The organism is Komagataeibacter sp. FNDCF1 (assembly GCF_021295335.1).
Taxonomy (GTDB): domain Bacteria; phylum Pseudomonadota; class Alphaproteobacteria; order Acetobacterales; family Acetobacteraceae; genus Komagataeibacter.
Genome location: NZ_JAIWOT010000001.1, coordinates 2,641,451 through 2,656,098 on the forward strand (window position 1 = coordinate 2,641,451; position 14,648 = coordinate 2,656,098).

The window sequence follows — 14,648 nt, forward strand, 5'->3', positions numbered from 1 at the left end:
ATGGCCGGTTTCCTTCGGGCTGCTGCCATCGGGAGCCATTCCGGCATAGCCACGGGGTGCGCGTACGCATCAGTTCAGGCGCATGGTCCATTGGGGTTCTTCCGGCCAGATGAGCAGGACATGGCTGTGGTCCTGTTTCCATCTGGCGGTTTCCTCCCACCATGAGGGGCCATGCACCATGTTTTTCCCGAATGCGATGTAGTGATAGGCGCCCATGGCAAGCATGATGTACACAAGGTACCAGCATGTCCTGCTTATGACGCGGGTTCCCGTCATGGCCAGGCAGAGAATGCACAGCGCGAACAGGGACTGGCCCACAAAGACATATCGTTCGGCATTGCCTGCCGGAATGGCCGTTATGGCACCCCCCAGCGCCCCGTACAATGAGGCCGAGGCATGCATTCCCCCCGCCAGGGCAAACCAGATTGCCTCGCGCGCATCGCTGTGCCTGATGGCTTCGTAAACCAGTACGGCACCCAGCAGGACAAGTATGACAAGAGTCAGGCCCACGAAGAAATAGGGCGGATTCCCCATTCTTTCCATGTCCTGCAGATGCATGCCGAAGTGGACAAGGGCATGCTTCAGGCCGATGAACGGATACATGATATAATGGTTAAGAAAGACCAGGACAAAATCATAGAAATTGAAGCTGTAGACCCGATCATCAAATTTCTTGAAGAAAAACAGCACCTGAATGGCGCTTGCCACATTGATCAGCAGGCATTCGACCAGCCTTGCGCGTGAGCGGTCGACGCAGGCGCGCAGGATGAACAGGGGGGCGAATATGACCCCGCCCGGACCGCTGAGCGGGGCGAGAAAAAGCAGGATGCGGCGCAGGCCTTCACGCCACCCCGTTTCCGTGGCCAGCGAGACGATCAGCCCCGCGCACAGGGCCAGATGGTACTGGGAATGGATGCTGTGCAGGGAAACTTCGGCTGATTCAGGCACAAGCAGCAGCAGGGCTGCCGCAATGTAACGGACCCTGGGGGTTGCAAGCCATGTATCCCGCGCCGTCAAAATAAGCAGCGGCGCACAGATCTGGAACAGCAGGGCGATGGCCATTGTCAGATAGGGCGCATCGGCAAGTGGCATGAGGCGACAGGCGAGCAGGGTGCTCGCATTCGCCACGATGTTCAGATACCCGCCATAGGAATAGAACAGGGCCTCCGACCATGAGGAAGTCCATGCCTTTTCAAAGAAAATATTGCCTTCTTCGGCCAGAAAACGCCCGCCATGGAACAGCGCGTAATAAAATCTGGCCAGAAGCAGGAAAGAAAAAATCAGTAACGGAAGAATAACTTCTTTTGTATTGCTTTTGGATGCGTTCATTGGAACAGGCCCGTGGGCAATGGAATTACATTTTTATAATAATTATCGTGCATTTTCATCATAATCTGTAACGAATTGTGTAGGAAGGACTTCTGTAACGACAGGCCGGATCATGTGTTCCGATGCAGGTCCGCGCCCGGGGATGGCGACCTGTTCCCCTGGCGCCCGGTGTCACGTCCGGGCATGGTTTTCCTTTTGCTCCATGCCTTCACGGTCGGGGATTCAAGCACAAGTCCCGTCACGCAGGATATCAGGATCGTCACAAGCGACCACCACATTCCTTCCCGCAGCAGCCACGTTGCCCACTGGACGATGGTGGTACCATGCCGGCCCGTCAGTGCGGCATCCACGGAGACGATGTCATGATACCATGTGCCCGACCACAGGGCGCCCAGCGCCAGCGGGAGCGCGTATCTGAAACGGCGCAGGCCATCCGTATCACGCAGTGCCGACAGGGCGGGCAGGACAAGGATCAGGTGCACGGCGCGGTAGCCGATGTTCTGCGCCGTGAAGAAGCAGCCCAGGATCAGCAGGGCCCCCACCATCAGGAAGGCACGCTCCCGCCCGGTCAGCCGCGCCAGCGCTGCCGTCGCGCATGGCTGGCAGCCCAGCCTTATGCCCGTGCCCAGTGCCGCAAGGGACATGGCGGCTTCCAGCACCTGTGTTGCGTGGGCGGGCAGCCCCATGCGTTCCGTCAGGCCACCGCCGAATGTCCGGGCCCCGAACATGTCCCCGAAATAGGAACCGGTGGGAATCAGCGCCAGCGCCCGCGTCAGGTCATGCCAGCTTGCGATGGCAAACAGGGCGACAGACACGACGCTGGCCACCGCGATGGCAAGAAAGCGTGCGGGCCTTTCGCGTGTCGCGCTCAGCATCACGGTCATGGGATAATATTTGAGCAGCCCGGCCAGGAGAATCAGCCCGTAACCGACCAGGCGGCACCAGTATGACCGGCAGGCCAGTGTCGCGGCACAGGCGGCCAGCACGAACAGGACAAGGTCGTTATTGCCACGCTCAACCGCGAACAGGGTGGCGCTGGACAGGATTCCCGCCGTGATCCACCGTGTATCGCGCCATGACCGGCCAGCGGGCAGCAGTAGCAGGGACACGATGAACGTGATGTCCAACCCCATGCCGATGGGTGGCAGCCACGCCGGTGTCATGGGAAAGATGCGCAGCACGGTCCATAGCGGTGAATAGTCATAGACCCGGTCCAGCAGGTCACACGGGTTGGTGACATAGACATCCACGCCCCGGTTGATGCAGCGGATCGCGGACAGCACAGTATCGGTATCGAGAAAGGGTATGGGATAGGGATGGATACCCCACAGCTTGATGATGCCGCGGTAAAGGGAGGTGAAGCCCGCAGAATACAGCATCGCCATGAAGGCGAAAAAAACCATGCCAACCAATGCTGGAAATACCTGTCTTCCAAGCAGCTTTCCCAAAGCGGTATTCTCCTTCCACCCCATAAGACGGGCTATCCTTATGATACGCCCGTTCTCCTGACAAGATTCGCCGCCTGATGGCGAACGTCGCGGGAAACGGCGAAATTTTTCAGATATCACCGGCGGAAAATCGTTTCGCTTCGGGGGCTGTCAGCAGCAGGCGCATGGCGCCCTTATGACCGGATTCTGTTTTTTCAGTGGCTGGTCGCGGGATCAAGGCCTTTTTCCCCGCCTGGCCATCCGGCGGGGCAGGCCGTAACGGGGCGGTCACACTTATTGACTTGTCGGGTAGAGGCCTGATGCTGTTTATCATAGGCCCGTTCCGACACCCCGCCCAACCCGAAGCCGGCAGCATGGACCCCAGATATCAGATAACCGGATCATGCCGCCACGGCATCCAGACTGGCGGCACGCTTCCTTGCATCCGATAAGTCATGGCAGGACAATAATATGAAATCCGATTCCGGCATCGTGCACACGAATGCGCGCCTGCCGCTGGCTGTTTGCCTGTTTGTGGCGCTGGCAGTGCGTATCGTGCTGATATTCCTGTCTCCCGGCCCGTTACGGGCGGATGAATTCTATCAGTATATGGAGCCCGCCTACCATAATCTCACGGGTCATGGCGTCTTTACATGGGAATGGCGGGTCGGGATCCGGTCATGGCTGCTGCCGGACATCATTGTGGAAATACTCAAGTTCGGGCATGCGCTCGGGCTGGGATACAGCGCGGATTTCGTACGGGTCGTCCTTGCGGCGGGTTCGCTTGCGGTTGTCGCGGGCTTCGTCCATGCGGGCTGGGTGACGGAGGGCAGGCAGGGGGCGTGGATATGCGGCCTGGCCGCCGCCCTGTGGCCCGATATGGTCAATGCATCGTTCCGCACGCTGGGGGAAACCGTAAGCGGCAATATCATGGCGCTCAGCGTCCTGATCATTTACATCGCCATGAAAACGCGGGGCAGAAGGCATGTCGGCGCCCCGATACTTTTCGGGTTCGGGGTGCTGGTCGGCCTTTCCTTTGCATTCCGGTTTCATCTGGCGCCGGCATTGCTGCTGGAGGTCGCCATCGTGGCGTACCTGGCGGGCCCGCGCGCCATGCTGCCCGTTGCCGCGGGCGTGTTCCTGCCTGTCTGTGCATTGGGAATTGTGGATTACCAGACTCTGGGCCACCCTTTTCAGTCCATATACAAGAACTTCCAGATGAACGTGAATGAAGGTGTCGCCCTGCGTTATGGCAGCATGCCCGTTGCGTTCTACCTGTTCGGGCTGTTCCATTTCTGGGGGGCGGCACTGATCCCGGTGTGCTGGCTGTTCTGGAAAGGAATGTCGGCGCACAGGTATCTGGCCTCAGTTCCATTATTTATATTACTATATTACTCGCTCATATCCCATAAGGAAATGTCGTTCATCTATGCGGCCGTGCCGCTCATCATTCTTGTCTCGGCTCTGGCGCTTTCCGCACTGGCCCGGTGTGGTCGTGCGGGATCCCTGACGCTGCTGGCGGGGGGGATGGCCATCATGGAAATGGGTGTCCTGGCCTCGTCCTATGCTGATGAAATACACAGGAACAACCGCATCATGGTCATGCAGGCGAAAGCGAACGGCATGCCTGACATGTGTGGTATCGCGCTGGTTGGCAAGGATGGCGGCTGGTGGCTGTCAGGCGGTTACAGCCATATGAAACCGGGCCATGCACTTTATCTGCTGACGGACAGCACGGATGGAAACGTTCCACAGTCAAAATACAATTATGTCATCGGCGGCGATGGATATGATATTTTCAATCCGGGTTCACGGAAAATAATCTGCAAGAACAGCGTCTGTCTGTACCATATCAATTCAGGCTGTGACGGGGCGCCGGACTATACCCAGTTCTCCCGCGCGCTGGCGGGCCTGAGAGCCCGATCCGAAAGTTTTTGAACAATACCAGCCTGTTGTGATTCATCCGTCTTTGCAGAGAGATGGAGTGAATGGTGACATGGACTGGTATTGCCCGGCGCGAGTATAGCCGGGAAAGATTGCGATATCCATCGGACATGACGGACGGGGAGTGGACTTTGATCATGCCATTTGTGCCCCCGGCGAAACGGGGCGGTCGTCCGCGCACGACGGATATGCGCGAGGTGGTCAATGCGATGCTCTACATAGCCTCGGCCGGGTGTGCGTGGCGTCTGCTGCCGAAATGCTTTCCGCCGGTCTCGACCATCAGGCGCTATTTTTACGCCTGGCGTGATGCCGGAGTGTTCGAGGTCATGAATACGGTGCTGGTCATGAGCCTGCGCGAGATCGAGGGACGTGACGCCTCTCCGAGCGCGGGCGTGATTGACAGCCAGTCGGTGAAAACCACGGAAAGCGGCGGGATTTCGGGCTATGACGCGGGGAAGAAGGTCAAGGGCCGCAAGCGCCATATCGTGACGGATACCTGCGGCTTCCTGATCTTTCTCCTCGTTCATGCCGCTGATATCCAGGACCGTGATGGGGCCGTTGATGTTCTGGCAGCGATACGCAGGCGCTTTCCCTGGCTGCGCCACATCTTCGCTGATGGCGGCTATGCTGGCGACAAATTGCGATCCGCGCTCGCCTCCATGGGAAAATGGACCCTCGAAATCATCAGGCGGTCCGATACGGTGAAGGGTTTTCAGATCCTGCCGCGTCGCTGGGTGGTGGAACGGACATTCGCATGGCTGGGACGATGCAGGCGGCTCGCCAAAGATTGGGAACAATCCATTGCTTCCTCAACCGCATGGACATTGATCGCCTCAATCCGAATGCTCACACGACGGACAGCAAGGCATTGTCAGGGTTGAAAAACTTTCGGATCGGGCTCTGAATGAATGAAAGATAATGGCCCCTCCCGCTTCGATATCGTGGGCAGGAAGGGCATGTTCTTCCAGCGCGGGCCGGAAGCCGCCTTTCACCGCGGCCCCCGCAAGGATTTTATTGTGAAGGGGATGCGTTCCCACCCGTAGCCTGCCCGTTGTCGGCTGGCGGGGCGTTCCTTACCCCCTGTCCCGACATTGTGGACTGGACCGCAGCAGGGGCATCCGCTGGTGCGGGTGCGGGTGCGGGTGCGGGTGCGGGTGCGGGTGCAGGTGACGTGGCGTTATCCTGCGTCGTGCCCGTGGTCTGGTCCCCTTTGGTCGCAGCCGATGTGGGTGCGGACTGTTGCGGTGCTGCGGCCTGTGTGTCCTGCGCTGCCGGAACGGAAGCAGGGGGAGCAGGCTGCGCGGCTGGTGCCGGCTGGGTTTCGGCCGGCGGGGCTGGTGGTGCGTTGGCGGTGGGGCCGGTGGCTGCCACGGGCTGCTTTTCAGCCGGGGCGGGTTGTGCCTGCTGCGCCTGTCCCGCCGCCGGAGCCGGAGGACCTGCCGTGGGGGTGGTCACGGCCTGTGGCGCGGGTGTACCGGGGATGAGTGTTGCGGATGTGGGCGCGCTTGCCCCTACGGTCGATATCTGTGGCAGGTCCGGTGTCGGGGCAACCGGTCGGGGGGCAAGCGTGACGGTGGGCTGGGTGTAGCGGCTCAGGGCATCGCTGTCGCTCTGCACGCCATAGGCATTCATGGGCGGCAGTGGTTCGGGTGATGGCTGGTCCGCCGCCGGGTTGCGGTCAAGCACCACGCGGGTGTTCTGCGGATAGCGGTTCATCAGGCCCAGCAGCGTGCCGTTGGTCCAGCCAAAGCCGATCTGCATCGGGTATTCGCCCCCCCCCTTGCCGCCCTTGGGGCTGATGAAGGGATTGACCACGTCATATTTTTCCAGCAGCACGCCGGATTTTTCATACGTGCCGATCACGCGGCCCATCCACCGTGCCGCGATATCACTGGCCAGCGTGTCATAGCCGTACTGGTTCAGGCCCTTGACCGCCATCCACTGCAGCGGCGCCCAGCCATTGGGCGAATCCCACTGCTGGCCGCTGCCACTGCGCTCGGTAGCGATCAGGCCACCAACCTTGAGCAGTTCCTTGCGTATGGTCTCGGACACGGCCCTGGCCTGCTCCGGTGTCGCCATCTGCAGGAACAGCGGCACGGCGGTGGCACCCGACAGGATGGAGGTGGACTCCCCCTTCTTCCAGTCATAGTCGATAAAGGCGGCACGCCGTTCATCCCACAGAATACGCCGGGCGGCTTCCACGCGTTCCTGCGCCAGACGGTTGTAGCGGGCAGCGGCTTCCTTGTTGCCTTTCAGTTCATAGGCATGGGCCAGGGTCTGCTGCAGGTGCGGGATCAGGAAGTTGAGTTCCACCGTCAGCAGGTCGGTGGTGTGGATGGTCGACAGGGTATGGCCATCGGCCAGCCAGCGTGAGGAGAAGTCCCACCCCGTTTCCGATCCCGCGCGCAGGTCGCGGTACACATCTTCCTTCGGGCGGCCGGACTGGGCGGCGGTGGCGATGTCCTGCGGATAGCTTTCATCACGCGGGGTATCCATGTCATCCCAGTGGCGGTTCATGACCGTACCATCGGGCAGGCGCACGACATGGCGGTACGAACCGCCGGGGGGCACGGAATCCTGCCCGTCCATCCAGTAATCGTATTCCGCCTGCAGTTCGGGCAGGAAGGTGGTGTAGGCCACCTGCCCGTCATGCATGGCCAGCAGGTCCACCATGAGCGAGAAGAACGGCGCCTGCGAACGGCTGAGGTAATAGGTCCGGCTGCCGTTGGGGATGTGGCCGTAGCGGTCGATCATCGAGGCCATGTCGCGGATCATGTCGCGCATGAGGTCGATCTTCTGGTTCTCGTACAGACCGATCATGGTGAAGTAGCTGTCCCAGTAATACAGTTCACTGAAACGGCCACCGGGCACGACATAGGTGTAGGGCAGCGGCAACTGCGATGAATAAGCCACCTGCGTGTCGGGCGGGCGGCTCAGCACTTCCCACATGCCGCTTATGTAATCGCGCACGTTCTCATCGGGGCTGCGCTGGTAGGATACGGTCTTGCGCTCGGGCAGCGTGAAGTGCTGGGCCACGAAATCCTTGAGCGAAAAATCGGGCCGCAGCCGGGTGGTATTGTATTGCGCCATGAGATCGGCCGGCGCTTCGTCGGGTATGGCATCGGCGGCGGTCTTGGCGTCGGTGTAGATATGTGCCTCGCCAATGGCCTCGAACAGCCCCGCCAGCACGATGGAGGGCGGGCGCAGGTCCTGCGCCAGCGCCGCCGGTGCCCCGGCATCGGACAGCAGGGCATTGGCGGGCGGAACCGGCATGCTGCCGCTGGAAGCCGGTCCATCCTTGTGCGCGACCTGTGCCGGTTGCGTTCCCGGCGCGGGTGGCGTGGCGGGGGCGGATGTCCCGGCATGGTCCGGGCTGGTGGTGGCGCCTGCGGGGGACAGGGCGGGTGTTGCCGATGCCGGGGTGCCACCCGGGGGCCGGGCTGCGTCGGGCGCGGCCGCCGTGGCGGGCGTTGCCGATGGCGCGGGTGCCGCTGCGGGCCGGGCCTGCCCTGCCGGGGGGGTATCAGCCGATCCGGTCGTTTCCGCAGGGGTGGGCGCGGACTGCGGTGCCGTACCCTGTGGTGTGGCGCCCTGGGGCGTTGCGCCCGGGGATGTGCTGCCTTGGGGCTGGGTGCCCGGGGTCGGTGGGGTGTCCTGTGGTGCGGGTGGCATGTTCCCGCTCCCTGAAAGTGGTTCGGGCGTTGGGACGGAATAGGTCTGCTCCGCCTGTCCGGCCGGTTCGGGCGCCGGGCCGGACTGCGGGGCGGATGGCGTGGATGCCGCTGCCGTCCCCGCCGCACCGGGCAATGCGGAGGAGAGGGAAGCGGGAGCGCCCGCCATGCCCGCCTGTGTGGTGGCTGGTGCCGTCTGTGCCAGGGCCGGCGCGCTGGCGTAAAGGAGCCCGGCCAGCAGAAGGCCGGCCTGACGGGGCGCGGACCGGGACAGACTTGAACCGCACAGGAGGGAAACTTTCACGAGACGCCATTTCTCCGAACAATGAAAACCTGAGCTTTGCACAATGCCCTGCCTTGGTCTGGTATCACAAAGGGAAACCGTACGGATGGAGGGAAGTTCATTTTCAGGCATGGTGGCTGTCATGAACAGGCACCAGCTTTCCTCCATGGGGTGAAACCGGCTATGCTGGGTGCCCTTTTGGCCCGGATGGGCCGAGGCGTTCGTATTTTTTGTATTCCGCCAACCGGAGTCGCCGTTTCATGCCCTCATCCCTTCAGGGTCTTACCCCGCTGGCTGCAACCGATGCCCTGTTTTACGAACGTGCGGGCGCGCGCCTTGGCCGCCCGGATGCCGAGCGTCTGGTCAACCAGGCGCTCACGGGCATGGATGATGGCGAGCTTTTCCTAGAATATCGTGAAAGCGAGGCAATTTCCCTTGATGAAGGCGTGATCCGCTCCGCAACGTTCGATACGTCATCCGGCTTCGGTCTGCGCGCCGTGCTGGAGGAGGAAACCGGCTTCGCCCATTCCGATGAAATCAGTGAAAGCGCGATCCGCCGCGCGACCGAGACCGTAACCCAGATCCGTGCCGGTCGTAGCGGCACGCTGGCCGTGGGGCCGCGCGCGACCAACCACCGCCTGTATCCTGACATCAACCCGCTGGCGGAGGGCACGTTCGCCTCCCGCGCGGCCATGCTGTCCGAACTTGATGCCTATGCCCGTGCGCGTGACCCGCGCGTGGTGCAGGTCATGGCGTCCCTCTCGGCGGAATGGCAGGCCGTGCAGATCATCCGCCCCGACGGCCAGCGCATGGCCGATATCCGCCCGCTGGTGCGCATGAACGTATCGGTGGTGGTGGAGCAGGACGGGCGGCGCGAAAGTGGCGGCCACGGCCTGGGCGGGCGTTATGCCTATACCCGCCTGCTGGCGCCGCAGGTGTGGCAGGGCGCGGTGGATGAGGCCCTGCGCATGGCGCTGGTCAACCTGGAAGCCCGTCCGGCCCCCGCGGGCGAGATGGAAGTGGTGCTGGGGGCCGGCTGGCCCGGCATCCTGCTGCATGAGGCGGTGGGCCACGGGCTGGAAGGTGATTTCAACCGCAAGGGGACCTCGGCCTTCGCCGGGCTGATGGGCAGGCGGGTGGCGGCACCGGGTGTTACCGTGGTGGATGACGGCACCCTGCCCGAACGCCGGGGCAGCCTGACCATCGATGATGAAGGCACCCCCACCGGCCGCACCGTGATGATCGAGGACGGCATCCTGACCGGCTACCTGCAGGACCGGCTCAATGCCCGGCTGATGGGCGTGCCGGCCACGGGTAACGGGCGGCGGCAGTCCTATGCCCATGCGCCCATGCCACGCATGACCAACACCATCATGCTGGGTGGTGACGCCACGACCGAGGACATGATCCGCAGCACGAAGCGCGGGCTGTATGCGGTCAATTTCGGCGGTGGGCAGGTGGATATCACGTCCGGCAAGTTCGTGTTCGCCGCATCCGAGGCCTACCTGATCGAGGACGGAAAGGTCACATCCCCCGTGCGCGGCGCCACCCTGATCGGCAATGGCGCGGATGCCATGACCAAGGTTACCATGATTGGTGGCGAACCCGCACTGGACCCCGGCATTGGCACTTGCGGCAAGTCGGGGCAGGGCGTGCCGGTGGGCGTTGGCCAGCCCACGCTCAAGATGACCGGCCTGACCGTGGGCGGCACGGGCGGCTGAGCCATAAAAAATAAGGAACAGAAGTTTGTGGGTGCCGCCTTTTTTCAAAAGGCGGCGTTCCTTGAAGCTTTCTGGAAAAAAGCTTCACCAGAAACTTCTTATCTTTTTCAAGCACTTCGTGCCGCCGCCATTACCGCCTTCATGTGGCGGATCACGGCGGGCAACCCGTCAAAGATGGCCTGACCGATCAGGAAATGCCCGATGTTCAGTTCCATCACCTGCGGCAGCGCCGCGATCGGGCTGACGTTCCCGTAGGTCAGGCCATGGCCCGCATGGACCTCCAGCCCACACCGCGCCGCGTGCTCCGCCCCGGTGGCCAGGCGGCCCAGTTCCACGGCGCGCGCGGTGTCATCCGCCGCATCGGCATAGGCGCCGGTATGCAGTTCCACCACGGCGGCCCCCAGTTGCGCTGCGGTTTCGATCTGCGCGGCATCGGGGTCGATGAACAGGGAGACCCGGATCCCCGCATCGCGCATGCGGGCAATGCGTGGGGCAAGGCTGCCTGCCTGCCCGCGCACGTCCAGCCCCCCTTCGGTCGTGACTTCCTGCCGCCGCTCGGGCACCAGGCAGCAGGCATGCGGGCGCAGGCGGGTGGCGATGGTGGTCATTTCCGCGGTGGCCGCCATTTCCATGTTCAGTGGAATGGAAAGTTCCGCGCGCAGGCGTTCAAGGTCCGCATCGCGGATATGGCGACGGTCCTCACGCAGATGGGCGGTAATGCCGTCCGCCCCGGATTGCTGGGCCAGCAGCGCCGCCAGCACCGGGTCCGGATGCGTGCCGCCACGCGCGTTGCGCACCGTGGCCACGTGGTCGATGTTCACGCCCAGCCGGATCGTGGCGCAAGGGAATGTGCTCATGTCGGGTTCCTGTGTTCGGCCATCCGGGCTGCCATGTGCAGGGCGGCGACAAGGCTGGCGGGATCGGCCACGCCGCGTCCGGCTATGTCAAAGGCGGTGCCGTGATCGGGCGATGTACGGATGATCGGCAGCCCCAGCGTGGTGTTGACCCCCTGTGTCATGTCGATGGTCTTGAGCGGGATCAGCGCCTGGTCATGGTACATGCACATCGCCACGTCGTAGCGTGCCCGCGCGGGGGGCGTGAACATGGTGTCCGGCGGCCATGGGCCGGTAATGTCCATGCCCTCGGCACGCAGGGTTTCCATGGCGGGCATGATGATGGTCTGTTCTTCCGTCCCCATGCTGCCGCTCTCGCCCGCATGCGGGTTCAGCCCGGCCATGGCGATGCGGGGGGCCGCAATGCCGAAATCGCGGACCAGCGCCGCATGGGTGGTGCGGGTGGCGGCAATGATGCCATCGGTGGTCAGTTCATCCAGCGCACGGCGCAGGCTGACATGGATGGTAACGGGCACCACGCGCAGTTCCGGGCAGGCCAGCATCATCACCTCGCGCCCCGGCACGTTGCACAATGCGGCAAGGTATTCGGTATGGCCGGGATAGGCGAAGCCCGCCTTCTTCAGCACGATCTTGCTGATCGGGTTGGTCACCACCGCGCCAGCCTGTCCGTTGCGGGCCAGTTCCACCGCGCGTGCGATGGATGTGGTGATGGCGTCCGCATTGCGGCTGTCTGGCTGGCCAGGCAGCACGGTGGTGGCAAGGGCAACCGGCAGCACGGGCACCGCGTGGGCAAACACCTCCGGTGTCTCCCCGATGGTCCCGATCTCGCGCACCGGCACGCCGTGGCGGCCGATCAGGCCCGCGTCGCCAATCACGGCAAAGCGGGCCGGGCCCGTCCGCATGGCCTGCCACGCGCCTGCCGTGATTTCCGGCCCGATCCCCGCCGGGTCGCCCATGGTCAGGGCGAGGGGAGGGTGGACCTCAGCCATCGTGCCGCACCATGGCATGCAGGATACGGACCCACGAGCGCATGCCCTTGTGGAAGGAAGTCAGTTCATATTTTTCGTTAGGCGAATGGGCACGGTCATCATCCAGCGCAAAACCCACCAGCAGGGCGGGCATGCCCAGTATGCGCTGCATGTCGCCCGCCACCGGGATCGAGCCGCCACAGCCAATGGTCACGGCAGGCGTGTTCCATTCATCCCCCAGTGCGCGCAGGGTCGGCTGCAGGCCGAACGCGTCATCGGGCAGCGCGCTGGCGGTCGACCCGCCACAGGGGGTGAAGGTCACCGTGCAGTCGGCGGGCAGCATGGCGCGGACATGGGCACAGAAGGCCTGCCGGATATGGACGGGGTCCTGCCCCGCCACCAGCCGGAACGAGACCTTGGCCACCGCCTCGCCCGGCAGCACGGTCTTGAACCCTTCGCCGGTATAGCCGCTGGAAATGCCGTTGATCTCGAAGCTGGGGCGGCACCATGTCTGTTCGATGGCGGTATAACCCTTCTCACCCACCGGGACGGACAGCCCGACCTCACCCAGGAAGGTCGCGTCATCGGGCGCGATCTCGCGCCAGCGCGCACGCAGCGCGGCCGGGGGCTCTTCCACGCCCGTATAGAATCCGGGCAGTACGACACGGCCGGTTTCCCCGTCACGGATGGAGGACAGGATGCCGCACAGCAGTTCCGCCGGGTTGCGCGCGGCATTGCCGTACACGCCGGAATGCAGGTCACGGCTTGCGCAGCGCAGATGGATTTCCTCCCCCAGCATGCCGCGTAGCGTGGTGGTGACGGCAGGCACGCCGGGCAGCATGGCGGTATCGCAGATCAGCCCCACATCGGCGCGCAGTTCGTCACGATGGCTGTCCATGAAGGGAACCAGGCTGGGGCCGCCGCATTCCTCCTCCCCCTCGATCAGGAGCGAGATGCGCACCGGCATGGTGCCCGTGGTGGCGCGGATGGCGCGGATGGCCTCGATGAAGGTCATCACCTGACCCTTGTCGTCCGATGCCCCGCGCGCGACGATGCGTTTTGCGCCATTCGTGCCGGTCACCAGTTTCGGCTCGAACGGGCCGCTGTCCCACAGGTTCAGCGGGTCGACGGGCTGCACGTCGTAATGGCCATAGAACAGCACATGCGGGCCGGCAGGTGGCGTCCGGTCATGGGCGACCAGAATGGGGTGGCCGGGTGTCGCGTGCAGGGTCACGTCGAACCCGAGTTCGTCAAGCTGGTCACGCAGCCACGCCGCCGCCCGCCTGCAGTCATCCGCATGTTCGGGCTGGGTGGAAATGCTGGGAATGCGCAGGAAGGTGAACAGCCGCTCCAGCGCCGCATCAAGCGTGCGGTCCGCCTGTTCCAGAACGGGAGCAAGGGAAGGGGAGGAACTGGTCATGCATTCTCCGTTATCTGGCAGGCATCGGATGGCCCGGACGGGCAGTATGCGATTTTGCCTGTTATGGGGGTAAAAGCAACTCACCCACAGGGGGTGGCAAGCATGCGCCGGCCCGGCCGTTGCCTGCCCGCCATCACGCAGGGATAACGCAGGGGTGGCGGGCGCGCTTCATGTCCGTGCATGAGACCGGAGCGGCGTGCCCCTGCTTTTTGGCCGGCATTTTCAGACACCCTGAAGAAGAATCTGGAATTGAGGAATTGATGGCGGCAGGAAATCATTTATCATGGCGAGAATTAAAATAAGGTCTTGAAGTTATTCCAGATGACAGTTGGGAAAAACCTAGGATACCTGTTCCTGTCATTTGCCTTGACCGTTATTTCGTATTTTTTTTATACGAGAATATTTTTCAACGCGCCCGGCGCCATCGGGATAATCATCAATTCGGACAGTCTCGTCCTTCCCCAGATGGGGTGGGAAATGTCGCATGTACCGGATGCCTGGCGGCATTTCCAATGGCCCCGTGTTCCAAGCCTGTTTCCGGACATGCTCTGGTTCTGGGGGGCTGAAGGGCTCGGGGTCGGCTGGCGTCCTGCCTGGAACGGTTTTTTCCTTTTTTCCCTGTCGCTGATGACCCTGTGCCTGGGGGCCGTCGTCTGGCGTATGGGAACGCTGTCTTTCAGCAGGGCGCTTTTCGTGTCTGCCCTGACCCTGGCGGCATATGTGGCGTTCGTGTCGTCCGGGGCCCATGTCAGTGCATTGAGCGATATATCGGGCCTGCTTGAAATATTCCTGCCCGCCTTCCATGGCAGTTCATTCATGCTGTCCCTGCTGGCCGCGACGACAGCGAACATGGCCTGTGACCGGGGCGACCGGATTGCGGATTTTGTTCCGACCGCCTGTCTGTGCGCTGTCGCGACCTTCAGCGACCCCATGTTCATCACGACGTTCGCCGTTCCCTTTTTCCTGTCGACCCGTATGTTCGCGGTGCGGCACAGGGGGGCGAATTCACTCACCAGGTCCATGTGCCAGGG

Annotated in this window: 9 protein-coding genes; 3 read left to right on the forward strand and 6 right to left on the reverse strand. The window is 62.8% G+C overall.

All coding sequences use genetic code 11. The features are described 5' to 3' along the window. Positions 1 to 69: 69 nt before the first annotated feature. Both LDL32_RS12465 and LDL32_RS12470 read right to left on the reverse strand, forming a co-directional pair. Positions 70 to 1,329: a hypothetical protein gene (locus LDL32_RS12465; protein WP_233067382.1), complete on the reverse strand. Its 1,260-nt coding sequence runs from the start codon at positions 1,327 to 1,329 to the stop codon at positions 70 to 72. A 110-nt stretch (positions 1,330 to 1,439) separates the two neighbouring features. Next, positions 1,440 to 2,732: a hypothetical protein gene (locus LDL32_RS12470; RefSeq protein ID WP_233067384.1), complete on the reverse strand. Its 1,293-nt coding sequence runs from the start codon at positions 2,730 to 2,732 to the stop codon at positions 1,440 to 1,442. 495 nt (positions 2,733 to 3,227) lie between these two features. Here LDL32_RS12470 and LDL32_RS12475 point away from each other — a divergent pair, with 495 nt between their 5' ends. Together LDL32_RS12475 and LDL32_RS12480 are read left to right on the forward strand one after the other, a co-directional pair. Next, positions 3,228 to 4,694 (forward strand): hypothetical protein, encoded by a 1,467-nt coding sequence (locus tag LDL32_RS12475; protein WP_233067386.1) that lies wholly within the window; start codon positions 3,228 to 3,230, stop codon positions 4,692 to 4,694. A 50-nt stretch (positions 4,695 to 4,744) separates the two neighbouring features. Further along, positions 4,745 to 5,581 carry an IS5 family transposase gene (locus tag LDL32_RS12480; RefSeq protein ID WP_048856220.1) on the forward strand — a complete coding sequence of 279 codons (837 nt, stop codon included), beginning with the start codon at positions 4,745 to 4,747 and terminating at the stop codon, positions 5,579 to 5,581. 130 nt (positions 5,582 to 5,711) lie between these two features. Here LDL32_RS12480 and treF read toward each other — a convergent pair whose 3' ends face one another. Then, positions 5,712 to 8,822 (reverse strand): alpha,alpha-trehalase TreF, encoded by a 3,111-nt coding sequence (treF, locus tag LDL32_RS12485; protein ID WP_370636700.1) that lies wholly within the window; start codon positions 8,820 to 8,822, stop codon positions 5,712 to 5,714. 92 nt (positions 8,823 to 8,914) lie between these two features. Between treF and tldD the strand changes: the two genes are divergently transcribed. Further along, complete coding sequence (gene tldD / locus LDL32_RS12490; RefSeq protein ID WP_233067388.1) at positions 8,915 to 10,375, forward strand: metalloprotease TldD; 1,461 nt, start codon at positions 8,915 to 8,917, stop codon at positions 10,373 to 10,375. A 107-nt stretch (positions 10,376 to 10,482) separates the two neighbouring features. On the opposite strand, the gene LDL32_RS12495 is transcribed toward tldD, so the two are convergent. From LDL32_RS12495 to LDL32_RS12505, 3 genes are read right to left on the reverse strand one after another with little or no spacing between them, the layout of a single operon-like run. Beyond that, entirely contained in the window at positions 10,483 to 11,232 is a 750-nt protein-coding gene (locus LDL32_RS12495) for a pyridoxine 5'-phosphate synthase (RefSeq protein ID WP_233067389.1), read from the reverse strand. Then, positions 11,229 to 12,218 (reverse strand): 4-hydroxythreonine-4-phosphate dehydrogenase PdxA, encoded by a 990-nt coding sequence (gene pdxA, locus LDL32_RS12500; protein WP_233067392.1) that lies wholly within the window; start codon positions 12,216 to 12,218, stop codon positions 11,229 to 11,231. The genes LDL32_RS12495 and pdxA overlap by 4 nt, the downstream gene beginning before the upstream one ends. Next, on the reverse strand, positions 12,211 to 13,617 hold the full coding sequence (locus LDL32_RS12505; protein WP_233067393.1) for a M20/M25/M40 family metallo-hydrolase: 1,407 nt from the start codon (positions 13,615 to 13,617) through the stop codon (positions 12,211 to 12,213). The genes pdxA and LDL32_RS12505 overlap by 8 nt, the downstream gene beginning before the upstream one ends. Positions 13,618 to 14,648 lie beyond the last annotated feature (1,031 nt).

Excerpts from the sequence above, each read along its gene's own strand:
- LDL32_RS12465 (WP_233067382.1), bottom strand. The coding sequence starts at position 1,329 with ATGAACGCATCCAAAAGCAATACAAAAGAAGTTATTCTTCCGTTACTG.
- LDL32_RS12470 (WP_233067384.1), bottom strand. The coding sequence starts at position 2,732 with ATGGTTTTTTTCGCCTTCATGGCGATGCTGTATTCTGCGGGCTTCACC.
- LDL32_RS12475 (WP_233067386.1), top strand. The coding sequence starts at position 3,228 with ATGAAATCCGATTCCGGCATCGTGCACACGAATGCGCGCCTGCCGCTG.
- LDL32_RS12480 (WP_048856220.1), top strand. The coding sequence starts at position 4,745 with ATGGTGACATGGACTGGTATTGCCCGGCGCGAGTATAGCCGGGAAAGA.
- treF (WP_370636700.1), bottom strand. The coding sequence starts at position 8,822 with ATGGAGGAAAGCTGGTGCCTGTTCATGACAGCCACCATGCCTGAAAAT.
- tldD (WP_233067388.1), top strand. The coding sequence starts at position 8,915 with ATGCCCTCATCCCTTCAGGGTCTTACCCCGCTGGCTGCAACCGATGCC.
- LDL32_RS12495 (WP_233067389.1), bottom strand. The coding sequence starts at position 11,232 with ATGAGCACATTCCCTTGCGCCACGATCCGGCTGGGCGTGAACATCGAC.
- pdxA (WP_233067392.1), bottom strand. The coding sequence starts at position 12,218 with ATGGCTGAGGTCCACCCTCCCCTCGCCCTGACCATGGGCGACCCGGCG.
- LDL32_RS12505 (WP_233067393.1), bottom strand. The coding sequence starts at position 13,617 with ATGACCAGTTCCTCCCCTTCCCTTGCTCCCGTTCTGGAACAGGCGGAC.